Origin of the sequence: Nocardia sp. CDC160 (assembly GCF_035818795.1) — a bacterium.
Taxonomy (GTDB): domain Bacteria; phylum Actinomycetota; class Actinomycetes; order Mycobacteriales; family Mycobacteriaceae; genus Nocardia.
The window spans coordinates 241891-264524 of the sequence record NZ_JAYKYT010000003.1; the positions used below are offsets into that span (position 1 = coordinate 241891).

Consider the following 22634-nt stretch of genomic DNA (forward strand, 5'->3'; position numbering starts at 1 on the left):
CGCGCAGAACCATATTCAGTTGTGGGTGAACCAGCCACCGACCGCGGGCGCGGTGTTGAGCCAGATGTGTTTGGTTTCCTGGTATTCGGCCAGGCCGCTCGGGCCGAGTTCACGACCGATGCCCGAGCGGCCGAACCCGCCCCATTCGGCGGCGGGGGTGTAGTAGCCGAAATCGTTGAGCCACACGGTGCCGTGGCGCAGGCCGCGGGCGAACCGTTCGGCGCGCGCGGGGTCGGCGGTGCGCACACCGGCCGCCAGCCCGTAGGCCGTGTCATTGCCCAGGGCCAGGGCCTCGGCGTCGGTGGTGAAGCGTTCGACGGTCAGGATGGGGCCGAAGGTCTCCTCCTGCACGATGCGCATGGACCGCTGACAGTGGTCGAAAATCGTTGGCAGGTAGAAGCTTCCGGCCTGTAGCGCCGGATCGTCCGGTCGAGCTCCGCCGGTGACGAGCCGCGCGCCGCCCGCGATGCCCAGCGCCACATAGGCTTCGACCTTCGCGCGATGCGCCTGCGACACCAGGGGGCCGGTCTCGCTCGCGGGGTCCAGACCGGGTCCGACCGTGATGCCCCGGGCGCGGACGGCGAGCGCCGCGACGAACTCGTCGGCCATGGATTCGTGGACGATCAAACGCGTTCCCGCCGAACATACTTGGCCCGAATGCAGGAACGCCCCGGTCAGGACGGCGTCGACGGCGCTGTCGAAATCCGCGTCCGGGAACACGATGTGCGGGTTCTTGCCGCCGAGTTCGAGGGCGACGCGCGTGATGTGTTTGGCGGCGTTCCCCGCGATCACCTCCCCGGTCGCCGCGCCACCGGTGAACGAGATCAAATCCACGTCGGGGGTGTCGGTGAGCGCCGAACCCACGGTGGCACCGCTGCTCTGAACGAGATTCACCACGCCCGGCGGCACGCCCGCCCGGTCGATGAGCCGCACCAGCGCGATGGTGCTCAGCGGCGTGACCTCGCTGGGTTTGGCCACCATGGTGCAGCCCGCCGCGAGCGCGGGCGCAATTTTCCACGACATTTGTAGCAGCGGGTAGTTCCAAGGCGCGACGAGCACGCAGACGCCGACGGGCTCGCGAACCACCCGGCTGATGACGGCCGGGTCTCCGGTGTCGACGAGCCGGTCCGCTCCGGCGGCGGCGAGGTGCGCGTAGTAGCGGAAGACCGAGACCACATCGTCGACGTCGATATAGCTCTCGCGCAGTGTCTTTCCGGTGTCGAGGGTTTCGATGCGGGCAAGGTGGTCGCGGTCGGCCTCGAGCAGGTCGGCTATGCGCAGCAGGTAGGCGATGCGCTCCGCGACCGGTGTCCGGGGCCAGTCACCGGTATCGAAGGCCGCCCGTGCCGCGGCCACCGCCGCCACCGCGTCGGCGCGATCGGCCTCGTCGACGGTGGCGATGACGGTGCCGTCCGCCGGATTCACGATGTCGCGGGTCGCGCCGCCGAGGGCGTTGACCCACTTGCCGTCGATGTAAAGGTTCGGCGGACAACAGAGTTCGTCATCGGTCAGCATTGCGGGCCCTCGATTCGATCCCGGGCCCAGGCGTGGAATTCGGCGATGTGGTGCTCGGCCGGAACCAGCACTCCCCCGTGCCGATACGCCCGCGACGACATGGCGGGCTGGGTGCGTTCGCACGCGGCGAAATCCTGTTCGTTCACCCGATGGAACAGTTCCACCGAATGGTCCAGCGCGCCACCGGATCGCACGACGTCCGGCGCGTAGAGCCAATCGCATTCGACGATCGTGCGGTCGTGGGCCATCGGGTACATGCGGTGGAAGATGACGTGGTCGGGGACCAGGTTCACGAAGACGGTGGGCCGGATGGTGATGGCGAAGTACTTGCGATCCTGTTCCGGCGCGAGCCCCGGCAGCGCTTCGAAACCGGCGCGGCCGTCGACGGTGAAGCCGTCGATGCGTTCCCCGAAGTCCGCGCCGTGACCAACGAAGTATTGCGCGGCATAGCCTTTCGCGAATTCCGGCAGGACCTCCACCAGCTCCGGATGAATGCTGGCGCAGTGGTAGCACTCCATGAAGTTCTCCACGATGAGCTTCCAGTTGGCGGCCACGTCGTAGACCACCCGCTTGCCGACCGCGAGACGGTCCATGCCGTAGTGGTCGATGGCGGTGGGATTGCCGAGTCGGCCGGTGACCGCGCCCATGACATCGGTCTCGAAGGACGGCGGCTCGTCGGCCAGGCACAGCCAGGCGTAGCCGAGCCATTCCCGCAGCGCGACCGGGATCAGACCGTAGGCGACTCGATCGATGGGCGCGCCCGAGTCATCCTGCAGGGTGGCGATATTCGGTGCCGCCACCAGTTTGCCGTCGAGCGCGTAGGTCCACGCGTGGTAGGGGCAGCGCAGTGTCCGCCGTACCTGGCCTTCGTTCTCGGTGCAGATCAGTGCCCCCCGGTGGCGGCACACATTGAGGAAGGCGCGCAGTTCGCCGTCGTGGCCGCGCACCACCAGCACACTCTCCCGGCCGATCTGGACGCGGCGGAACGCACCCGGTTCGGCGAGATCGCCCGCGCGGACGGCGCAGAACCACATGCGTTCGAAGACGCGTTCCTGTTCCTTGACGAAAATCGCCGGGTCGCAGTAGTACTCACCGCCGAGGGTGGGAATCAGAGCCGAACTCACAGGGATACCAGCCTTTGCGGGGCGAACAGGTCGATCGGGTGCGCGGTGGTGCCGGTCATGGCGAGGTCGGCGAGGATCTCACCGACCACGGGCACGAATTTGAAGCCGTGCCCGGAGAATCCGCAGGCCACGGTGACGCGGTCGTGGGCGGGGTGGCGGGCGATGACGAAATGCTGGTCGGCGGTATTGGAGTACATGCAGGTGGCGGCGTGCACGGCCTTGCCGACCAGGGCGGGCAGCAATTCGCGGACCCGCGTGCGCATTTCGGTGATTTCCTCCGGGTGCACCTGGCGGTCGATTGTCTCGGGGGTGCAGGGGATGCCCTTGCGGAAGAAGGCCGTCTTCACGCCGCCGTCGGGGCCGTCGATGGCGGGGAAACCATATATCTGTGCGCCCGAGTCGTTTTCGGCGATGTAGATGGGGTCGCGCTCGAACTTGGCCGTGCCGACGACCGGGTCGAGCCAGTACATCACCTGACGTTCGATCTCCAGCGCCACACCCAGGTCCGCGAGCAGGGCCGGAGCCCACGCGCCGGGGCAGATCACCAGTTGACCCGCGCTGTATGTGGCGGAGCCGGTGGTGACGGTGACACCCGAACCCGTGTCGCGCCAGTGCTCGACGGCCTCGCCGTAGCGCAGAGTCGCACCGTGTGCCGCCGCGAGCTCGAGGTGGGCGGCCACCGTGCGTTCCGGGCGGGCGAATCCCGCCATCTCCTCGTAGAGGCCGATGAAGTGCGGTTCCGGCGTGAAATTCGGGAAGCGCGTGTGGATTTCCTTGGCGTCCAGAAGATCGTGGGGCAGCGACCATTCCCGGCTGGCCCGGATGCTGCCCGCGACGGTCACGCAGTCGGGCGGTCCGACGTACAGGCCGCCGGTGAGTCGATAGACCTCGTCGTCGGCGTCGCGGGCCAGTTGCTCCCACAGTTCGTAGGCGCGCAGCAGCAGGGGCACGTAGGCCGGGTCCTCGAAGTAGGACTGCCTGATGATGCGGGAGCCGCCGTGGCTGGAACCGCGATTGTGGGCGGGTGTGAACTTCTCCAGGCCGAGCACCCGATGCCCGGCGCGGGCCAGGCGGTAGGCGGTGGCACTGCCCATGCCGCCCAGACCGAGGACGATGACGTCGTAGGTTTCGGTCATGGCGGTCACCTCTTGATTCGGGCCATGTCGGGGTCGACCACCGGATCGGTGTGCACCCGCGCGGTGAATAGCTGTGTCAGATAGGCGATCTCGACCGGGTCGCCGGGTTGGACGGTGGCCGGGAGCCAGGCGTAGGCGAGGGTCCGGCCGAGCGTCGCGGAATAGCCCGCGCTCGTGGTGTATCCGATGACGGTGCCGTCGACGCGGACCGGCTCCTTGCCCAGAACCACCGCGTCGGGCGCGTCGAGAACGAGGGTGCGCAGCACGGTGTCCGGGGGTGGCGCGGATTCCAGGGCCTTCTTGCCGAGGAAGCTCGGTTTGTTCATGCGCACCGCGAACCCGAGACCCGCGGCGGCCGGGGTGTGCTCGGTGGTCATATCGGTTCCCCAGGACCGGTAGCCCTTCTCCAGGCGCAGGCTGTTGAAGGCCAGTCGACCGGCCGCGATGACGCGCTGCGGCTGCCCGGCCGTCCAGAGCAGATCCCACAGTGCCGCACCGTGTTCGGCGCTCGTGTAGATCTCCCAGCCGAGTTCGCCGACGTAGGAGACGCGCAGCATGGTCACCGGGATGGTGCCGAGGTATGTGCGGATCGCCTTGAAGTATCCGAATGCTTTGTGTGACAGGTCATCCGGGCACAGCGGTTGCGCCACCTCCCGCGCCTTCGGCCCCCACAGGCCGATACAGCAGGTGCCGCCGGTGATGTCGCGCAGGACGACGCTGCCGTCGCCGGGAAGATGGCGGGTGAACCAGTCGAAGTCGAGCGGGCCGTTCGCGCCCACCTGGAAATGTCGCTCGCCCAGGCGGGCCACGGTGAGGTCACTGCGCACCCCGCCGTTGGCGTCGAGCAGCAGCGTGTAGGTGACCGCGCCGGGCTTCTTGTCGACGTCATTGGTGGTCAGTTCCTGGAGGAATGCCGCCGCCCCCGGTCCCGAGACCTCGTAGCGGGTCAGCGGTGTCATGTCGTACATGGCGACATGCGTTCGCGTCCAGGCGGCTTCGGCAATGGAGATGGGCGAGTAGAACCGCGCCGACCAGTCGTCGCGGACCGGAAATTCCACCCCGGTCGCGGCCACCTCGTCCCGCAGCCCGGCATTGGCCTCGTACCAGGCCGGGCGTTCCCACAGCGCGCCCTCGAAGAAGAACGCGCCGAGTTCCCGCTGCCGCGCATGGAACGGACTGGTGCGCACGTTCCGCGGGGCGGTGCGGTACTGGTGTGGATGGATGATGTCGTAGACCTCCACGAAGGCCTGCACACTGGTGCGTTCGATGAACTCCGGGCTCAGCGCCGCCTCTTCGAACCGGTACAGATCGGCCTCGTGCAGGTCGATCTCCGTGCCGCCCTCGACGATCCACTGCGCGACCGCGCGTGCCACGCCCGCGGAATGGGTCACCCACACCGCCTCGGCCACCCAGAACCCGGCCAGCTCTCGATGCTCGCCGAGGATCGGGAAGCCGTCCGGGGTGAAGGAGAAGATGCCGTCGAATGCCTCCGCCACCTCGGTATCCGCCAGCGCGGGTATAAGTTTCGAGCTCTCGGCCCAGGCCGGGGCGAATTCCGCGGTGGTGAACGGCAACATGGACGGCATGGGTTCGCCCGCGGTGTCCCGGGTGAGGGTGTCCATGTCCACCGGGCGCGGGGCGTGCCCGTAGTAGCCGATGCCGAGGCGATCGCCGTAGGTGCGGTAGTACAGGTCGGCGTCTTGATGCCGCAGAATGGGCAGCCGCTCGTCCCCGCCAAGCGCGGGCACCGCACCCGTAGTGGCGAATTGGTGCGCCATGGGCACCAGCGGCACCGTGAGCCCGACGGTGCGCCCCAACCGGGCACCCCAGAACCCGGCGGCGCTCACCACGATGTCGGCGGGCAGCTCCTGCCCGTCAGCGGTCCGTACGCCGGTGACCCGACCGTCCTTCGACAGCACCTCGACCACTTCGCAGTACCCGATGAAGCGGGCTCCGCGCTCGGCCGCGGCGTGCGCCTGCCGTTCGGCGGCACGCATCGCGTGTGCGAGACCGTCTGTGGGAGTGTGCAATCCGCCGAGTATTCGGTCGGGGTCGAGCAGGGGGAACAGTCGAGCGCATTCCTCGGCATCGACCACCCGCGCCTCGATTCCCCATGCCCGCGCCCAGCCGTGGCGGCGGTGCAGATCGGTCCAGCGCTCGGCGGTGGTGGCGACCTCCAATCCGCCGACCGCATCGAAGGCGTCCAATTCACCGAACTTGTCCACGGTGTACCGCGCCAGCTCGGCCATCGTCTTCGACGGATTGGTCTGAAACACCAAACCCGGTGCGTGCGAAGTGGATCCGCCGGTACGGAACAGTGGCCCGCGATCCAGCACGGTGACATCCGTCCACCCGAGCCGAGTGATCTCCTCGGCCAGCCCGGTCCCCACGATTCCCGCACCGATGATGACAACCCGCGGCTGCATACCCGAGCCTCCAGACTGTTGCGTATTGCGCACCATGTGCCGTAATACGCAACTATGCTCCGCCGCGTCCGAACGCCTGTCAACCGGAATGGAATTATTCGTATTTCCTTTGTTTCCCGGGTGTTTCCGGTATTTTCCAGCAACGAGAACGGCCCACCGGAATCCCGGTGGGCCGTTGTCGGATCAGTCCACGATCATCAAGGGGTCATGCCGGATTCGGCCCATCTGCGGAAGACGTCGATGCGTTCGGGAGGCCAGGGGCCATCGCAGGGCATCGTGCCCGCGGCCAGCCGATCGAGGATCTCGGGGGCGTGTTTGGTGACGTCGTCGAGGGACCAGAGGTCGAAGACGAAGCCCATGGAGCGTTGATCCTTTTCTCGGAACAGGGGTTTGATGTGGGCGGCGAAGCTGACGGTCTCGTCGGGGGCGGGTAGGACGACGGGTGTCGGCTCGGTGGTCGGTTCGGCGGGTTGGGGGGACGGGGTGCCGAGCGGTCCCCAATCCCAGTCCGGGGCGGGTCCTTCGGCGGAGGCGGCCCATTCGGCGAAAGCGGCGAAGGCGGAGCGGAATTCGGTGTCGGGTGGGAGGCCGGAGTCGCGGGCGGCGCGGAGGAGTAGCTGGGTCCAGCGTTCGCGCTGTGCTTCGCTCAGGATCGGGCGCGTGCGGGGCGCGTCGGGGTTTCGGGGTGCGCCGAAGGCGACGGCGATCCACTCGGCCTCGCGGTCGGCGCGATCGGCGTCGGCATCGGCGAAAACCGGTGCCAGCAGCTCATCGTCGGGGATCAGCTTGTCGTAGAGCAGTGCCGTCATGCGGCGCAATGCCGGGTAGCCGCCGGACCATTCGAACAGCGTCGGTTCCTGTCCCGGTGCGGGTACCGGATCCTGGAAGCCCACGTACCAGTGCATTCCGCTACAGAACGGCTTGTTCTGGGACTGGCCGCAGCGGCAGAGCGCGTAGTGCTCGAGGGACGCACCCGCCGCGCGGTCGATGTCGGTGCCGTCGGCCGCCGCGAGCGGGATCGAGCCGCGAATGCGGTAGGGACCGTCCTTGGTCACCTCGACGACCGGTGCGCGGGTGCCGCTCCAGTCGGTGAGGTCGCGGGCCTCGATGCCGTCGAAGGCCATGCCCAGCGCACCGGAGGGGCAGGCCCGGACCGCGCGCACGATCTCGTCCATGCGGCCGCCATTGGGCGCGACGAAAGGCTCCGCGTTGGTGCGGAATACGGTGGACAGCCGATCGGTGCACAGCCCGGAATGCTGGCAGATACCGCGATTGTCGAAGATCGTGATCTGCTCGCCCACATAGGTGTCACGCCGATCGGCGACGCGCGCCGGATCCTTCGCGTCATTGAAACCGATGCGGGCATGACTGCCGTCGCACAGCGGTTTGAGCGCCGAAGCACCGCACCGGCACAGCGCGACGGTGGGCCCGACCTCGACGGGCAGGCCGAGGTGATCGATGACAGCGGCATTCGTGACCAGGTACGGGCCGTTCTTCGCCGCCCGGATGGAGCGCGGCAGCTCGGCCTGCAGATGCCCGAATTCCTCGCGTAGCCTGCGTCTTTCACCCGCCGGACGGACCTCGCACGCGAGATCCTGCAGCGCGGCGGTGGCCTCGGCGAGTTCGGGCGAATCGGCACTCCCGCGCAGTTGTGTGGCCGCGACCGCGAGTGCCCACAGCCGATCGGGAAGATTCCAATCCTCCTCGGGCAGTGCCGATTTGCCGCTGTCGACATCGGCTGCGGCCAAAGATGTCGGGGCCGCACCGCCATCGGGTCCGGCCACTGCCCCGGGTGCACCGAGCCCGCGCCGCACCAGCGCCTCCGACAGCGGCCGCAGCACGCTGTCGGCCAGCCGGGGAACCACGGCGGCCGGAGCCGGGCGCGCGGTGAGGTCGTACGCCGCGTGGAACAGCTCGGCGAGTTCGCCGTCGCTGTCGATTCCGGCCACCCGGGCCGCGAATTCGTCGGCGCGCTGGCGGGCCGCGACCTGGACGGCGGGGTCGATGCCGAGGATTTCGGGGCGGGCGTGGGCATTCCAGCTCGGGAAGTGGGCGGCCAGGGTGGCCTGGATATCGCCGAAGGACTTGCTGATCGGGGCCAGTTGCTGCCCCACCGTCGCGGGCAGGTCGGCGCGGATGGCCTCGGTCAGGGCCACGGCCTCGCCGAGGCGTTCGGTCAGCAGCGTCCACGCCGCTTCCCGGTGCGGCATCAAATAGTCTGTCTCGTAGAACAATTCGAAGCTGGGTCCCACGGTGCGGCCCGGATGGTCGGGACCGGCGGGCAGGGTCGTGATCAGTTCGCCCAGGGGTCGGATCACGCCGAACATGAGCGAGACCGTCGCGTCGGCGAGGGTTTGCAGCTGCGCGTCGGTTTCCTCGGTGTGGGCGAAGAAGCGTTCGAAGATCTGCAGCAGGATCTCGTAGCCGACATTGAACAGGTCGGTGACGCGGGCGGTGTCCGGATCGCTGATCAGCGGGACCGGGAATTCCCGTTCCGGGGCACGGACATTCGCCGCCAGCACCGGCCGCACCGGATCGAAGTTCGGATTGTCGCGCCGGGCCTGTTCGTACTCGTCGAGGATCTTGACGAACTGACCGAAGTGGGCATTCCGCCAGTCGCCGCGCGCGCCCTCGCCCTGCTCGAGAATGGTGTCGATGGCGCGTTTGGCGGAGGCCACATCGGTGACCGCCACCAATTCGGGCCAGCGGAAATGCTTTTGGGTTGCCTGGGCGCGGCGGGGACCGACGAACAGCCACGGCTCGCCGTACTTCTCCGCCAGATGCACGATGCCGTTCTCGATGGAGCGGTACAGATGCCCGACGGTCGCGAAATCCTGGAGCCGGGGCACGATCTCGCCCTTTTCCATGTGCGCCGCCGCGCGGCCGACATTCTCGATGCCCTCGGCATCGTCGAGGTCCATGCCCTCGGGGCGTTCCAGGAACATGAAGTGCCGCAGCGCCTGTTCGCCGAACGGTAGCAGTGCCAGCTGCACCCCCGCCGGATAGTGCGCGGCGGGCAGCGGCAGATTGGGGCGGGCCATATGCGGGGCCGCGCCGATGGCGGAGAGCAGATTGTGCACCAGCGACAGGTGCAACATCTCCTGGGTCGCCACGTGCGACACCAGTTTTCGCCAGCGCGTGACCTTTTCCAGCTCGTCCGCGCTCAATCCCTCGTCGGCCGAGGTCTTGAGCGAGAACGCCGCGAACAGGTACTGGCACATGATGCCGTGCTCGAGTTCGGCGGCCTGGCAGAGCATGTAGATGAGCGCCTCGCGGTGTTCGATGACGAACGGCTGCTCGGGGGCGGCCAATCCGCCGCGGGCGGCAATGGTGCGGGCCAGATCACCCTGGCCGCTGAGATTCGGGGTTTCGGGCGCATTCTGGGTCATGCGCTGCGCCTTTCGAAGGGGCCGAGGTGCAGGACTTCGCGGCCACGCTGCCGTCGGGAAGTCGTCCGAAATCCATCATGAACCCGAAACCGGAGCGTCGGCGGGCGTTTCACTGCCGGAGAAAGCGGTATCCGCTGTATTGCGACACGTACACTGCGACACGCTCACCGGCGACCGCAGCACTGCTACCTTCGACAAGCGGTATCTCAACGCAAGGAGCATGCCATGGGCATCATCACGATGATCATCATCGGCCTCATCGCGGGCGCGATCGCCCGCCTCCTGGTTCCCGGCAAGGAAGACTTCGGCATCATCTGGACCGCGGTCCTCGGCATTATCGGCGGCTACGTCGGTGGCACCCTGGGCAGCCTGGTCTTCGCACCCCACCACTTCGACGTCCATCCCCCGGTCAAGCACGCCATCCTCGGCGCCATCGTCGGCGCGATCATCGTGCTCGTCATCTACAAGTGGATCAGAGCCCGCGTCTGAGCGCCTGAACGCACCCACCGAACCCACCACAACGGGGCGGGGCCGCTGACCTGCGGCCCCGCCCCTGGTGTGTCGGCGGTCTCGTACGAGATGAGGGGTCGCACAAACCCGCCGCCACGACGCCGGTCCCACGGCGCCCTCGGCCGCGCGTGGTCCACGGCCCGAGCTTTCTACGGATCTACTTAGTAGATACGTAGAACCTAACCGATTGCCGAGCGATTGCGCAAGCGACGGCGCTCAGCGGTCCGCCGACGACCTATCCGACCGCGACGGTCATCTTGCCGCCCGCGGTCCCCGACTCCATCACCTCGTGGGCCCGCACGATCTCGTCGAAAGCGAAGGTGCGCACCGGTTTCGCGTGGAAGACGCCCGCCTCGGCCTTGGCGATGAGGTCGGCGAAGGGGATGGACGAGAGCGGGTAGTCCGGGGTACCGAGGGTGAAGCTGCCGAAGAAGGAGAGCTGAACGCCGCTGGGTAGATCGGCAATCGGATTGAAGTCGGCGACCGGGGCCAGGCCGCCGAGGAATCCGGCCTGACAGACGCGGCCGCGCGGGCGGACGGTCGCGAGGGAATCGCGGAGGACGGAATTGCCGACCAGGTCGAGCAGGGCATCGACGGCTCGCCCGCGCGCGTGGAGCTGATCCGCGAGCCTGCCGTCATCGATGAGAACCTCGGTCGCGCCGATCTTTTCGAGGAGAGCCACATTCCGCTGCGACCGTGTGGTGGCGAGCACCGTCGCGCCGAGGTCTGCGGCGATGTTCACCGCGGCCTGGCCCAGCGCCGATGTCGCACCGCGCACCAGGACGGTCTGGCCGGGCTGGACGGCGAGGTTGTCGTTCAGGGTCGTCCACGCGGTCGCGTAGACCTCGGGTATGGCGGCGAGATCGGTCCAGTCCAAACCGGTTTCGACCGGCACGACATTGGGCGCGGGCACGGTGACCAGTTCGGCGTACGCACCGTTGCGGGTGCGGCCCATGCCGCCCATGATCGCCACGACCGGAGTTCCGGGTGCGAGCCTCCCGGAGGGATCGTCGGCCACGACGCCCGCGGCCTCGATCCCCGTGACCTGGGCGACCTCACCCCATTGACCCGAGCGCATATAGGTCTCGGCGTGATTGAGGCCGAAAGCCTTGACTCTCAGCAGGATTTCACCCTCGGCCGGGATGGGATCGGGTAGTTCGGCGGTGGTGAGCACATCGGGCGCACCGTAGCGGGAGATGATGATCGCCTTCATGACAGAGCTCTCATTCTTGAGTGAGTGTTCAACTATTGGGGAGAAAGAAAGGCCGTCCATACCGGACGGCCCCGCAACGGTTTTCGTCGCGGCTAGGGAGGCGTCAATCCGGCGAAGGCATTGTCGACGATCGCCCGCAATACCTGCTCGTCCGGATTCGCCTTGCCGACCACCATCAATCCCTGCGAGGTGGCCACCAACCCTTTGGCGGCCGCGACGGGATCGGTCGTCTCGCGGATTTCCTTGCGACGCAGCGCGTTCTGCAGAGCATCCCGCATGCGGTCCTCCAACCGCCGCAGATGCCCCCGCACCACCGCCGCGGCCGCGTCATCGGTGGCGGCGTTCTCGATGGCGGTGTTCACCAGCAGGCAGCCCATTCGGCCCTCGGGCGAGAGCAGATCGGCGACCAGTCCGTCGAAATAACCGCGCACCTGCGCCACCGAGGCGTTCGGATCATCGAGCTCGCCGAGCTTCTGCGGCACGATCAGATCCGAATACCGGCGCAGCGACGCCAGGAACAGCGCGTGCTTGCCGCCGGGGAAGGCGCTGTACAGGCTGCCGGGCTTGACCCCGGTCGCCTTGACCAGCTCCTCCACCGAGGTGGCCCGGTAACCGCGCTCCCAGAACCGGCGCATGGCGGCTTCCACCACGTCGTCGGGTTCGAATTCACGGTTGCGGGCCATGGGTTCAACTTACTTGAACGATCCCTCAAGAATCAATCGGGAAAATGTGACGCAACCATGACGTCGTGACGTCCACTCGGCTGCGCGAACTCCTACTGTTCAGTAGCATCCGAGCGTAAGTCCTTCGGGGTGAACGACTTTCGACAGCACGGGATGGTCCATGACAGCGTCGGCCACAGGAAGCACCGAACTCCACCCGCCGCGGTGGCAGCCCGCACCCATGCGGTGGCACAACACGCCGGTCACCTGGAGGGAGTCCTGGCGGCTGGCGCTGGGACTGCCCAAACGGGTGCGCGAGCGCACCATCATGCAGTATCTGGCGGCGGATCTGCCCGGGCAGGACGATGTGCTCGTCGCCCGGCTGCCGATGGCCAAGTTCGTGATCGTGCGCAGCCCGGAACTCGTGCGGCAGATTCTGGTGACCGAGCATCAGAAGTACGTGCGCGGGGCCGAGTTCGACATGCTCGCGGTGGTTTTCGGTCAGGGGCTGGTGACCCAGCGCGACGACCGGCTCTACCACCGCAACAAGCGGCTGGTGCAGCCGATCTTCGCGCGCAGTGCCATCGACCAGTTCGATGTGCCCATGGTGGAGGCCGCGCAGGAGACGGTGCGGCGGCTGCGGGCCGCGGGCGAGCCGGTCGACGTGGGCGTGGAGATGACGCGGCTCATGCTGGACATCGTGGCGCGCACCATGTTCGGGACCGATGTGGACGGGCCGATCTCGAAGTTCAAGCTCGAGCGACTGCTGAAGTTGTTCGGCGTGGGCGTGGCCACCAATGTGAGTCGGCCGCTGCGCGCCCTGTCCACCTGGTTGGTGCGCCGCACCGAGAAGCCCGAACGGCGGGCGGGCTCACGGCTTCCCGTCCATGTCATGCGGGTCGGTTCCTGGATGATGGCCCCGCACATCATGTATGAGCTGCGTGGCATCGAGAAGGCTGTGGCCGGAATCATTTCCGACCACCGGGAAGGGCGCATCACCCGCAAGGACAATCTGCTCGGGCTGCTCATGGCGGCCACCGATCCCGAGACCGGGCACAGCTACACCGATCTCGAAATCCGCGACGAACTCATGACTTTCATCGGCGCGGGGATGGAGACCTCGGCCACCGCGCTGACCTGGGTGTGGAAGTTGCTCGACGAGCATCCCGAGGTGCGGGCGCGGCTCTACGAGGAGCTGGACACCGTGCTGTCCGGGCGCACGCCCACCGCCGCCGATGTGGACAAGCTGGTGTGGACCAAGGCCATCTTCCTCGAGACCATGCGGCTGCATCCGCCGATCATGGCGCTCAGCAAGGTGGCGGTGGCGGAGGACGTGCTGGCCGGATACCGGATCAAGCCCGGGACCACGCTCATGATCAGCATGCACGGGGTGCACGGCAATCCCCGAGTATGGGATCGCGCAAGGGAATTCGATCCGACGCGGTACCTGCCGGAGAACATGACGCGGCCGCATCGAGAGGCGTCGCTGGCGTTCGGGGCGGGCAAGCGCATCTGTATCGCGCAGAACTTCGCGACCATGGAGGTGGTGCTGTCCATTGCCACCATCGCTCAGCAGGTGGATCTGCGGCTCGCCACGAATGAGCCCATCCGCCCGCAGCTTTCGTTCATCGGGGCACCGGACAAGCCGCTGCTCATGCGGGCCGTGCCGCGCGATCAGGCTCCGGTCGACCGGTAGGCGGCCGGGGTCGTGCCCCTTTCGAGGCGGAAGGCGCGGTAGAACTGTCGCTCGGTGGCGAAACCGGAGGCGTGAGCGACGGCGGTGATCGGCAGATCCGGTCGCGCGGTGAGCAATTGGCATGCGCGTTCGATCCGCATGCGTCGCAGCAAGGTCGCGGGTCCGTCCTCGAATTGTTCGAGCACGCGGTACAGGGTGCGGCGCGAGACACCGCACCCCGCGGCGATGCCGTCGACGGTGAGGTTCGGGTCCGCGCAGTGGCGGCGCAGGAACTCCACCACGCGCCGCATGGTCAGGGCCTCGGCGGTCGCACCCGGAATCGAGCGTCCGGCGGTCAGTGCGATCGCGGAGACCAGCAGGTCCACCGCCGAATTCGCCAGGGTCGCGGCCTGTTCCGGCGCGGTGTTCTGCAGGGTCGCCAGATCCAGCAGGAAGCTCGAGACCAGGCCCGCCGGGCTGGTGCGAGTCACGGTCGTGGCTGTGGGTATGTCGTGATTCCCGCGCGGTCGCGCAGGCGGCCCAGGGTCACCTGGACGGCGGCCATCTCCCATTCACCGTCGAACTCCCAGTGATAGGGACGGGTGCTGTCATAGAACACCATCTCGCCGGGACCGACCTCGGCGACCCGGTCGTCCTGATACAGGCGGCCGTGGCCCGAGATCTGAATGCTGGTGTGGAGCATTTCGATGTCGGTGCGGGCGATGAGGGTTTTGGTGCGGTCCACCCGCTGTCGGGTCGCGCCGAGGGTGGACAGTTCGACGTCCTGATACTTCCCGAGCGCGATCCAACCGCGGAATTCCGGGGCGGCCTTCGGCGAAACCGCGAGCGGCACATACGCTTCGCTCAGCCCGGCTTCCCAGCGCTCGAACACCTGCCCGGAGCGCTCGCCCTCCCCCATGCGGAATTCGACTCGCTCAACCCCCGACAACCCAGCCACTCCAGACACCTTGCACCACGATCGATTGGTGCTTCAGTGTGTCACGCGGGGACGAAATCGTCGTCGGCCGTCCGGGCGGGGAGCGAGCGATGCTCGGTGCGGATGCGGAGGGGCTTGGCGGCCGATCGTTTCCGAATGCTCGCGACGGTGCGCTCGGACAGGCCGATCTCCTCGGCGAGCATCCGATTCGACCAGTCGGGGAAGTAGGACAGGGCCCGCGCGGCGGCGGCCTTGCGCTCGGCGGCCGACAGGGGCAGCCCGGGGCCGGTATTGAGGCGGACGGCGAGCAGAAAGGCTTGGGCGTCATCGCCGTCGAAGTACAGGGCGTCGATCCACTGGCCGCCCGCGGACTGGGCGGCGCGTACCCGATGCGCGCCGTCGATGACGGTCATGGAGGGGCGGTGCACGACGACGGGCGGCAGGGCCGCGGCGACCTCGGCCAGGGCGTCGATGTAGCGGGCGTTCTCGCCCGAGATGCGGACCGGATTGTCGATGCGCAAGCGGTAGAGCGGGATTCGCACGAGTTCGGCGTCGGCCAGTTCCGGTGGCGTGGTGACCTCGCCCGGGCGTAGCAGCCAGTACACGAACCGTTCCCGCAGCCTGTCGAACGCGCCGATCCCCCGCGTCGTCCACCGAGTTGGTTCGAACATGACAGCCGCCCTCCGTCCGTCGAGCAGCCCGAATTCCGGTGAACGCCACAGCGTTTCCGGACCAGGGCCTACCATCGACGCGCCAGGCGGCCTCACGGGGAGGACCGACGAGATTCCCGCTAGCGGGTGCGTGTGGGCGGGATTTTAGTCAGTGGTGAATTTCGTCGGCAATCGAGCAAATTCATTGGTCTACCTGGTATTTCGAGCATGATCGACGTGACCTGCGGCGGACGGCGCGCGGGGGTGCCGCGGGTGTTAGAAAGACAACAAACCTTACCGGCGGTTTGTTTGCTGGCGGCGGCTAATCCCGGTCGGGCTCGCGAATGGTGACCAGGGCCGCCGTCGTGTGCTGATCGAGGGCCATGAGCACGGCGCGGGCGTGCACCGGTTTCCAGCCGCCGTCCAGGGTGCGCAGCCGCAGGGTGCCGCTCGTGCGCTGGTGGGCGAGGTTGCGGCTCATCGCCTTCGCGGTATCCAGGTCCTCCGGGTGGATCTCCGGCTCCGGCTCACCCGCGAGCGACTGCCAGGCGATCTGCGGCATGGGCGGCCCCATCCAGCGCAGCAGGCGCAGGGTGCGCAGGTCCATGATGGCGCGGAACTCGCCCTCCTCCGCGGCCGCGTCGAGCACGCGGTGCTCGAGGATCACCGGCGGCGGGGCGGCGCTGACATTGGTCGCGTCACCGATGTCGTGGGTGACGCCGCGGAAGAAGGTCTCCGAACCGCCTGTGGGACTGGGCTCTTCGAGCAGTCGGCAGGAGAAGTGCGCGGCGCGCAGCGCGCCATCGTCGCGCCGGACGGTCCACACCGCCTGATGTTCGGTGCCCGGGGCCGAGCGGACGATCTTGGCGAGTGCGTCGGACTCGTCGCTATTGGTGATGACGCGCGTGAACACACCCGCGATGGCGTGCTCGCGCGCGCGGTTCTCCGGGGCGACGCCGTAGAGGTCCAGGAGGTCGTCGGACCGGGTCGACTTCGACGTGGAGAGGTTGAAGTACCACGCGCCGACGGGATCTCGTGGCGGCACCGTCTCCTCCGGGGAACCGGACCACACCAGGACGGCATGCATGCGCTCCGGGGTGATGAGCAGCGGATGGGTGAGCGTGCGGCGGCGGCCGTCCTCGCTCATCATCTCCACCGGGGCGAGCGCGGCCTGGGTGGCCGCGATCGCGCTCTTCAGCGTCGCCAATGTCTCACGCTGCCGGAACATCTGGCCGAGCGGCACGAATTTCCGTGGCGCACTGCCCAGTCCGATCACCGAGGGCTCGCCGCCCCCGAACGTTTCGATCAAAAGCCATCGCGTACCGGCCATTCCGCCTTCCCCTCATCATCCCCTGATCACAAGCCGAATCAGCCCCTCGTACCGGCCACCCGCCACCCGGGCGACGGTGTCGGCGAGGATCGCGTCGGCACCTATGAGAACACGAGCACGGCCCTGCGCAACACCGTTCAAGATGACCTCGGCCGCCCTACCCGGCTGGGTCCGCGCCACCTGCCGATCGAACCGCTCCGCCGCGCGTTGGGCGTCCACACCCGCGGCCGCCAAGGCCGACCAGGCGATCCCGGTCTTGACACCGCCCGGATAAACGCAGCTCACAGCCACATTCGGACGGTCGCGCAACTCGGATCGCAGCGATTCGGTGAACCCTCTGACCGCGAACTTGGCCGCCGTGTACGGCGCGGCCCCGCCCAGTCCGATCAGTCCGTACGCCGAGGATAGATTCGCGATCCGTCCCCGCTCGGACTTCACGATATGGGGCAGGAAGGCCTTCGTACTCGCCACGGCCGCACCGAAATTCGCCCGCATCACCGCGTCGAAGTCGGCCATCTCGGACTCGGCCACACCGCCGTAGAAGAGCCGCCCCGCATTGTTGATCAACACGTCCGCGCCTCCGAACTCCCGAAGCGTCTCCCCCGCAACCTCATTCATTCGTTCCTGCTCCGCGGCGTCCGCCACCATCGCCAAGGCCTGCCCGCCCGCGTTTCGAATCTCGGCCGCCACCTCGCCGAGCTTCTCCTCCTGGATATCCACCAGCACCGTCTTCGCCCCGGCCCGCCCCAACCGCACCGCCATCTCCCTCCCGATCCCGGCCCCCGCCCCGGTAACCACAACAACCTGTCCCGCATAAAAACCAAGATCCATGCCCCGAGTCTGCCTACCCCCCTTACATTCTCGCGACCGCAAGCCACCAAACCCCACCCAATCGCCGAGTGGCGCTCAGTGGGTGATGGCGGGTTGATTCATTCCGACTAGCTCGAAAAGGTCGCGGAGGGAGGCGATTCGCGCCTCCACGTCCGTGGTGGAGTCGGCGGCGGCCAGCGACTCCAGGACCATTTCCATGGCCCGGGTCGAGGCGCGAACCAGCTGGTTGGCGTAGACCGCAGCGCTGATCCCGTGGGACCACAGCTGTTCGGCGGTGGTGGTGTGGTAGGTGGTGGGAATGCAGACCAGCGGCAGCCCGATGCCCTCGGCGCGCACGCGGGCGCAGTAGGCGGCCACCTCGCCGACATCCTTGCGGCGGCTGTGGATCAGCAGCGCGTCGGCTCCGGCGTCGCGGTAGCGGTGGGCGCGGGCGATCGCGTCGTCCAGTCCGGCTCCGGCGATCATGGATTCCTGGCGCGCGATCACCATGAAATCCTCGCCGCGCTGGGCGCGTTTGGCGGTTTCGATTCGGCGCACGGCCACCTCGCGGTCCTCGAGCTGGTTGCCGTCCTGGAAGCTGTTGCGCTTGGGGAATCGCTTGTCCTCGATGCAGACCGCGTCGATCCCGGCCTCCTCGTAGAGCCGGACCATTCGACGCACCACCGGGTCATCGCCGAAGCCCGAATCCACGTCGGCGACGATCGGCAATGAGCTGACCTGCCGCATGTGTACGGCGGCGGCATGGAATTCGGTCATGGTGAGCAGACCTTCGTCGGGCAGGCCGTGCACGGCCGAGATGCCCAGGCCGCTGGCCCACGTCCCGTCGAAACCGAATCGCTCGGCGAGCAACGCGGACAGACCGTCGTGAGCACCGATGAGGCGCAGGCGATCTCCGGCGCGCAACCTGTCGCGCAGCGTGGTGCGGGTCATGATTCGAGTCCCTTTCGCTGGGCGGTGTTCGCGAAGCGCGCCGCCAGGATGTGCGGCGCGGCGCTGCTGGTGGCCCGGGGCGGGGCCTGTCCGGCCCGTCGGCCGGTGGGTATCGCGGCCAGATGCGGGCCCGGCGAGCTCGGTGCCATGCGCAGAAAGAGCTCCAGATCGCCCGCGGTGTGGCAGTTCACCGCGGTGCGGTAGCCGACGGCGGTCGCGACCGCGGCGAAGTCGGTGGTGCCGGAGGTGGAGGGCTGGCCGCCGGTCGACTCGTGCATGCCGTTGTCGAGCACCAGGTGAATCAGGTTGGCCGGGGCGTGATGTCCGACCACCGAGAAGGTGCCCAGGTGCATGAGCGCGGAGCCGTCGCCGTCGATCACGATGATCGGTCGGCCGGGGTCGGTGTGTGCGAGGCCGAGGCCGATTGCCAGGGCGTGGCCCATCGAGCCCTGCATGTAGAAGTTGCCCGGACGGTCCGCGACCGCGAACAATTCGCGCGCGGTGTAACCGGTGCTGGCCACGATCAGGCCGGTCTCGCCCGCGGCACGCGCGGCCAGGCGCATCACCTCGGCGCTGTTCAGGGCCTCGCGACCCAGCGCCGGGGGCACCGGCACGGAGCCGACCGCGCCCTTCTCCACCAGGATGAACGCGGGCCTTCCGGCCGCCAGCTCGGTGTGCGCGGCATCCAGCAGGGCGCGGAATTCGGTCGGATCGGCGTCGGATCGCATGGTGCCGTGGTGAATTCGCAGGGTGTCCAACAGCGCGTGCGTGGCGGTGCCCATCACCTCGTGCTGCGGTTCGTCGTGGGCCGGATCGGGCCAACCGCGCAGACTGACGAAGGCCAGCACCGGGATTCGGTAGGTCATCGTCAACGAGGTCAGCGGGTTGATCAGATTGCCCAGTCCCGAGTTCTGCAGCATCAGGTAGGGACGTCCACCGGCCAGGGCCGCGCCCGCCGCAATGGCCAGGGCCGCACCCTCATTGGGGGCCGGGAGGTAGCGGCCCGGGCGGCCGCCGAGCAGCGCGATCGGTCCGCCGAAGTAGGAGCAGGGCACACCGCTGGCCACGGTGAAACCACGTCGGTCGAGTTCGGCGCAGAATTCCGCCGCAGAGATCATGGCTGTAGTTCTTTTCGTGTGTCAGTCGCGGGCGGCGTGGAGCGCGTCCCCGAGCGCGGACTCCAGGGCCTCGAGACGGTGCCAAGGGATCTCCCCGAAGGTGCAGATTCGGAAATGTCCGGCGGCCAGTCCGCCCTGGCCCGCGTAGATGATGTAGCCGCGCTTGGCGAGTTCGTCATGCAGTCGCGGATAGGTGACGCGCTCCGGAAGTCGCAGAGTCGACACGGAATTCGCCCGATGCGGTGGATCCACCAGGATCTTCAGATCGAGGCGGGCGAAGCCGGCCCGCACCAGGGCGGCCCGGTCCCGATACAGGGCGACGCGGGTGCGGCGGCCGCCGCGCTCGGTGTACTCCGCCAGCGCCTCGCCGAGGGCGTAGCAGACCTGCACCGCCGGGGTGAACGGCACCTCGCCCCGGCGCTGGCCCGCCAAATGCGTTGCCGCGTGGTTGTAGAACCCGCGGGCGGGCACCTCGGCGATTCGATCCAGTCCGGCCGGACCGCAGAGCAGGAAGGAGATGCCGGGCAGCCCGTGCAGGCCCTTGTTGGCTGTGCCGCACAGGATGTCGATGCCGGCGTCGGCGAGGTTCAGCTCCTCGTTTCCGGTGCTGCTGATCGCGTCGACCACGAACAGCGCCCCGTGCTGGGCGACGACCTCGCCGATTTCGCGGACCGGGTTGATCAGACCGGTGGTGGTCTCGTGGTGGACGCAGACCACCGCGTCCGCCTGCGGATGCGCGGCGAGCGCCCGATCGACGCGCGCGGGGTCGATCGGGGTGGTCCACCGTTCCAGTTGGTCGCCCTCGGGTGCCACCTCGTGGGCGGTGATGCCGTGCGCCCGCGCGATGGCGAGCAGCCGCTCGCCGTAGACGCCATTGCTCAGCACCACGATCTCCCGTCCGGAGCGCACCGAGCCGGTGACGGCCATTTCCATGGCCGCCGTCCCGGAACCGGTGACCAGGATCGACTCGTACGTCTCGGGGAATTCCAGGGCTCGCGGCAGTGCCGCCCGGAGCCGCTGCAGCAGCTCGTCGAATTCCGGTTCCCGGTGGCAGAGGTCGCCGCGCAGCAGTGCGTTCTGGACACGCTCCGAGGTACCCGCCGGACCGGGATTGAGCAGGACCGGGCGATCGGCCCCTCCATCGTGATACATATCCGGGCACCGAACCTTTCGTTTCCGGGCGTGGACTCGATATCTCACGCGGCACAAGGGAATTGGTGAAGTCCGCTCAGCTCAGCAGGGCCGCGCCCGCCAGGATCACCGCGCACGCGCCGAGCCGCAGCGCCGAGAGCGACTCGCCGCGGAAGCGCCAGCCGATCAGCGTGGCCGCCACCACGCTGGTCTGCCGCAGCGCCGAGATCGGTCCGAGCGGACTGAGCGTGAAGGCCCAGATCACCACCGCGTAGGTGAGGATCTGGATCACCCCGGCGAGCACCGCCGTGTGCAGCTCCGGCGCGTAACCCAGCGGCGAAATGCCGCGCAGGGCCACGAAAGCCGCGGGCATCAACACACCGAAGACGAGGAAGATCCACGCGGTATAGGCGTGCGGATTGCCCGCCAGCCGCGCGCCGACGCCGTCGATCACCGTGTACAGCGCGATGATTCCGCCGGTGACCACGGCGAGCGTCATGGCCTTCAATCCGCCATTGTCCTTGCCGCCCAACATGGCCATGGTGCCGAAGGACACCAGACCGATGCCGAGCAGCATCGGCGGGCTCAGCTGCTCGCCGACGGCGATCGTCGCGCCCAGGGTGACGAAAAGCGGTACGCTGCCGCGGATTACGGGATAGACCGAGCCGAGATCGGCCACCCGGTAGACCCGGACCAGGAACAGGATGTACAGCACCTGGACCGCCGCGCTGATCAGCAGATAGGGCCAGCTGGCCCGGTCCGGCAGCGGCAGCAGCAGCGCGAACGGCAGCGCGATCACCGCGGTCGCGATGCTCATCAGCGTGGCCATCCGCAACTGGTCGCCGCCGCCGTGCAGCAGGGCGTTCCAACCGGCGTGCAGGACGGCGGCGACCAGCACGAGTCCGACCACACCGGCCGACACCGTCAGCTGATCCGTTCGGCGACGAACCGCATCCTGGCCGCGAGCTCGATTTCACTGAAGTAGCCGCCGCGCAGTGTGCGGGTGATGGTCGAAGCGCTGAACTCCTCGCGGCCGTGGAAGATTCGCCGATTGTCGAACACGATCATGTCGCCCGGATGCCAGGAGTGGAAGTACGACACCTCGTCGCCGAGCAGACCCTTGAACCTCGAATACGCTTGGTACAGCGGCATTGTCGATTCGAAGGGCACCTTGTCGAAGTACATCTTCGTCGGGTTGTTGATCAGACCCGTGATCTCGCCGGTGGGGTCGGTGCGGATGATAGTGGTTTCGTTCTGATAGATCTTCTCGGCGGCGGGGTACTCGGCCCGATAGGTGACCGGGGTGGTGGTCAATACCCCGAAGGCATCGGGGTCGTCGTCCCGAAGCCGTTGTGCCGCGGCCAATCCGTCGGCGAATCGGGTGCGGCCGCCGGTGGCCGCGGTCGCGGCGGCATTGACGTCGAGGCCGTAGAGGAATTGGTAATCCGGCGGCGTGGTGTAGTACGGGATGTCGGTGTGCATCGGCAGCGGCCGAGTGCTGAACGAGATGCTGTCGGTCTTGTCGTCCGGTTTGGTCTCCAGATCGAAGTATTCGCCGAAGTACGAGCGGTCCACGAATCCGGCCAGGCGATCGCACAGGGTGTTCGAGTCCACCCCCGGCTGTCCACTGATCACCACAATCCCGTGACCGAACAGGCGTTGTAGCGCGGTGACCAGGGCGGAGTCGTCGACGAGGATGTCTCGAGACCCGAAGCGGTTATCGGCCACCACATCCGGGGAGGTCCACGGGATGCGGTCGCGCGGTTCGGGCGGTCGCGCGCTGCGGTGTTCCTCGCGTTCGGCCAGCCAGCGCGTCGGGTAGCTGCTTCGGTGTCCATCCGGCCAGACGATCTCGACCTGCTCCGCGGTGCGTCTCACCGTGCTCGCGGTGATGTCGGTGGGGATGGTCGCGGAGTCGAAGTACTTCTGCTTGGCGTGGACGTTTCGGCACTCATCGCACAGGCAGGAATCGCGCAGCCACACCCAGTGGAAATGCGCGACGCGGCCGGAAGGCAGGTCGGCGGAAAGGTATTGGGCATGCTGGGTGGTCATCTCGC

Annotated in this window: 19 protein-coding genes; 2 read left to right on the forward strand and 17 right to left on the reverse strand. The window is 67.8% G+C overall.

Annotated features, from left to right (window positions below; translation table 11 throughout):
* Positions 1–15: 15 nt before the first annotated feature.
* The 5 genes from VMT40_RS15735 to VMT40_RS15755 all read right to left on the reverse strand — a co-directional run bounded on the left by VMT40_RS15735 (position 16) and on the right by VMT40_RS15755 (position 9590).
* On the reverse strand, positions 16–1515 hold the full coding sequence (locus VMT40_RS15735; RefSeq protein WP_326358893.1) for an aldehyde dehydrogenase family protein: 1500 nt from the start codon (positions 1513–1515) through the stop codon (positions 16–18).
* On the reverse strand, positions 1509–2645 hold the full coding sequence (locus tag VMT40_RS15740; protein ID WP_326360204.1) for an aromatic ring-hydroxylating oxygenase subunit alpha: 1137 nt from the start codon (positions 2643–2645) through the stop codon (positions 1509–1511). Before VMT40_RS15740 ends, VMT40_RS15735 begins: the two co-directional genes overlap by 7 nt.
* The gene (gene solA / locus VMT40_RS15745; RefSeq protein ID WP_326358895.1) at positions 2636–3775 is read right to left on the reverse strand and encodes an N-methyl-L-tryptophan oxidase; all 1140 of its coding nucleotides are present in this window, start codon (positions 3773–3775) and stop codon (positions 2636–2638) included. Before solA ends, VMT40_RS15740 begins: the two co-directional genes overlap by 10 nt.
* Positions 3776–3780: 5 nt before the next feature.
* Positions 3781–6201, reverse strand: coding sequence for a GcvT family protein (locus tag VMT40_RS15750; RefSeq protein ID WP_326358896.1), 2421 nt, complete (start codon positions 6199–6201; stop codon positions 3781–3783).
* Between the two features lie 197 nt (positions 6202–6398).
* Positions 6399–9590 carry a ferritin-like domain-containing protein gene (locus VMT40_RS15755; protein ID WP_326358897.1) on the reverse strand — a complete coding sequence of 1064 codons (3192 nt, stop codon included), beginning with the start codon at positions 9588–9590 and terminating at the stop codon, positions 6399–6401.
* A gap of 225 nt (positions 9591–9815) precedes the next feature.
* Between VMT40_RS15755 and VMT40_RS15760 the strand changes: the two genes are divergently transcribed.
* Positions 9816–10079: a GlsB/YeaQ/YmgE family stress response membrane protein gene (locus VMT40_RS15760; RefSeq protein WP_326358898.1), complete on the forward strand. Its 264-nt coding sequence runs from the start codon at positions 9816–9818 to the stop codon at positions 10077–10079.
* 256 nt (positions 10080–10335) lie between these two features.
* On the opposite strand, the gene VMT40_RS15765 is transcribed toward VMT40_RS15760, so the two are convergent.
* Both VMT40_RS15765 and VMT40_RS15770 read right to left on the reverse strand, forming a co-directional pair.
* Positions 10336–11313, reverse strand: a complete 978-nt coding sequence (locus VMT40_RS15765; protein WP_326358899.1) for a zinc-binding dehydrogenase — start codon at positions 11311–11313, stop codon at positions 10336–10338.
* Between the two features lie 92 nt (positions 11314–11405).
* Positions 11406–11996: a TetR/AcrR family transcriptional regulator gene (locus tag VMT40_RS15770; protein WP_326358900.1), complete on the reverse strand. Its 591-nt coding sequence runs from the start codon at positions 11994–11996 to the stop codon at positions 11406–11408.
* A 160-nt stretch (positions 11997–12156) separates the two neighbouring features.
* Here VMT40_RS15770 and VMT40_RS15775 point away from each other — a divergent pair, with 160 nt between their 5' ends.
* Positions 12157–13671 (forward strand): cytochrome P450, encoded by a 1515-nt coding sequence (locus VMT40_RS15775; RefSeq protein ID WP_326358902.1) that lies wholly within the window; start codon positions 12157–12159, stop codon positions 13669–13671.
* Here the strand turns inward: VMT40_RS15775 and VMT40_RS15780 are convergent.
* The 10 genes from VMT40_RS15780 to VMT40_RS15825 all read right to left on the reverse strand — a co-directional run bounded on the left by VMT40_RS15780 (position 13650) and on the right by VMT40_RS15825 (position 22629).
* Positions 13650–14141 carry a helix-turn-helix transcriptional regulator gene (locus VMT40_RS15780; protein ID WP_326358904.1) on the reverse strand — a complete coding sequence of 164 codons (492 nt, stop codon included), beginning with the start codon at positions 14139–14141 and terminating at the stop codon, positions 13650–13652. The two genes, VMT40_RS15775 and VMT40_RS15780, sit on opposite strands and share 22 nt — an antisense overlap.
* Positions 14138–14608, reverse strand: coding sequence for a hypothetical protein (locus tag VMT40_RS15785; RefSeq protein ID WP_326358905.1), 471 nt, complete (start codon positions 14606–14608; stop codon positions 14138–14140). The genes VMT40_RS15780 and VMT40_RS15785 overlap by 4 nt, the downstream gene beginning before the upstream one ends.
* Positions 14609–14649: 41 nt before the next feature.
* Entirely contained in the window at positions 14650–15258 is a 609-nt protein-coding gene (locus tag VMT40_RS15790) for a ParB/RepB/Spo0J family partition protein (RefSeq protein ID WP_326358906.1), read from the reverse strand.
* A gap of 301 nt (positions 15259–15559) precedes the next feature.
* Positions 15560–16567 (reverse strand): GAF domain-containing protein, encoded by a 1008-nt coding sequence (locus VMT40_RS15795; protein ID WP_326358907.1) that lies wholly within the window; start codon positions 16565–16567, stop codon positions 15560–15562.
* A gap of 15 nt (positions 16568–16582) precedes the next feature.
* Entirely contained in the window at positions 16583–17398 is an 816-nt protein-coding gene (locus tag VMT40_RS15800) for an SDR family NAD(P)-dependent oxidoreductase (protein WP_326358909.1), read from the reverse strand.
* A 75-nt stretch (positions 17399–17473) separates the two neighbouring features.
* Positions 17474–18328: an isocitrate lyase/phosphoenolpyruvate mutase family protein gene (locus VMT40_RS15805; RefSeq protein ID WP_326358910.1), complete on the reverse strand. Its 855-nt coding sequence runs from the start codon at positions 18326–18328 to the stop codon at positions 17474–17476.
* Entirely contained in the window at positions 18325–19446 is a 1122-nt protein-coding gene (gene aepY, locus VMT40_RS15810; RefSeq protein WP_326358912.1) for a phosphonopyruvate decarboxylase, read from the reverse strand. Before aepY ends, VMT40_RS15805 begins: the two co-directional genes overlap by 4 nt.
* Before the next feature lie 21 nt (positions 19447–19467).
* Positions 19468–20598 (reverse strand): pyridoxal-phosphate-dependent aminotransferase family protein, encoded by a 1131-nt coding sequence (locus VMT40_RS15815; protein WP_326358913.1) that lies wholly within the window; start codon positions 20596–20598, stop codon positions 19468–19470.
* 76 nt (positions 20599–20674) lie between these two features.
* Positions 20675–21499 carry a hypothetical protein gene (locus VMT40_RS15820; protein ID WP_326358914.1) on the reverse strand — a complete coding sequence of 275 codons (825 nt, stop codon included), beginning with the start codon at positions 21497–21499 and terminating at the stop codon, positions 20675–20677.
* A 2-nt stretch (positions 21500–21501) separates the two neighbouring features.
* The gene (locus VMT40_RS15825) at positions 21502–22629 is read right to left on the reverse strand and encodes a TauD/TfdA family dioxygenase (RefSeq protein WP_326358915.1); all 1128 of its coding nucleotides are present in this window, start codon (positions 22627–22629) and stop codon (positions 21502–21504) included.
* Positions 22630–22634 lie beyond the last annotated feature (5 nt).

Coding starts and splice junctions, on each gene's coding strand:
- VMT40_RS15800 (WP_326358909.1), bottom strand. CDS start 17,398: ATGGATCTTGGTTTTTATGCGGGACAGGTTGTTGTGGTTACCGGGGCG.
- VMT40_RS15790 (WP_326358906.1), bottom strand. CDS start 15,258: ATGTTCGAACCAACTCGGTGGACGACGCGGGGGATCGGCGCGTTCGAC.
- VMT40_RS15775 (WP_326358902.1), top strand. CDS start 12,157: ATGACAGCGTCGGCCACAGGAAGCACCGAACTCCACCCGCCGCGGTGG.
- VMT40_RS15750 (WP_326358896.1), bottom strand. CDS start 6,201: ATGCAGCCGCGGGTTGTCATCATCGGTGCGGGAATCGTGGGGACCGGG.
- VMT40_RS15765 (WP_326358899.1), bottom strand. CDS start 11,313: ATGAAGGCGATCATCATCTCCCGCTACGGTGCGCCCGATGTGCTCACC.
- aepY (WP_326358912.1), bottom strand. CDS start 19,446: ATGATCTCTGCGGCGGAATTCTGCGCCGAACTCGACCGACGTGGTTTC.
- VMT40_RS15795 (WP_326358907.1), bottom strand. CDS start 16,567: ATGGCCGGTACGCGATGGCTTTTGATCGAAACGTTCGGGGGCGGCGAG.
- VMT40_RS15755 (WP_326358897.1), bottom strand. CDS start 9,590: ATGACCCAGAATGCGCCCGAAACCCCGAATCTCAGCGGCCAGGGTGAT.
- VMT40_RS15825 (WP_326358915.1), bottom strand. CDS start 22,629: ATGACCACCCAGCATGCCCAATACCTTTCCGCCGACCTGCCTTCCGGC.
- solA (WP_326358895.1), bottom strand. CDS start 3,775: ATGACCGAAACCTACGACGTCATCGTCCTCGGTCTGGGCGGCATGGGC.
- VMT40_RS15805 (WP_326358910.1), bottom strand. CDS start 18,328: ATGACCCGCACCACGCTGCGCGACAGGTTGCGCGCCGGAGATCGCCTG.
- VMT40_RS15815 (WP_326358913.1), bottom strand. CDS start 20,598: ATGTATCACGATGGAGGGGCCGATCGCCCGGTCCTGCTCAATCCCGGT.
- VMT40_RS15770 (WP_326358900.1), bottom strand. CDS start 11,996: ATGGCCCGCAACCGTGAATTCGAACCCGACGACGTGGTGGAAGCCGCC.
- VMT40_RS15735 (WP_326358893.1), bottom strand. CDS start 1,515: ATGCTGACCGATGACGAACTCTGTTGTCCGCCGAACCTTTACATCGAC.
- VMT40_RS15760 (WP_326358898.1), top strand. CDS start 9,816: ATGGGCATCATCACGATGATCATCATCGGCCTCATCGCGGGCGCGATC.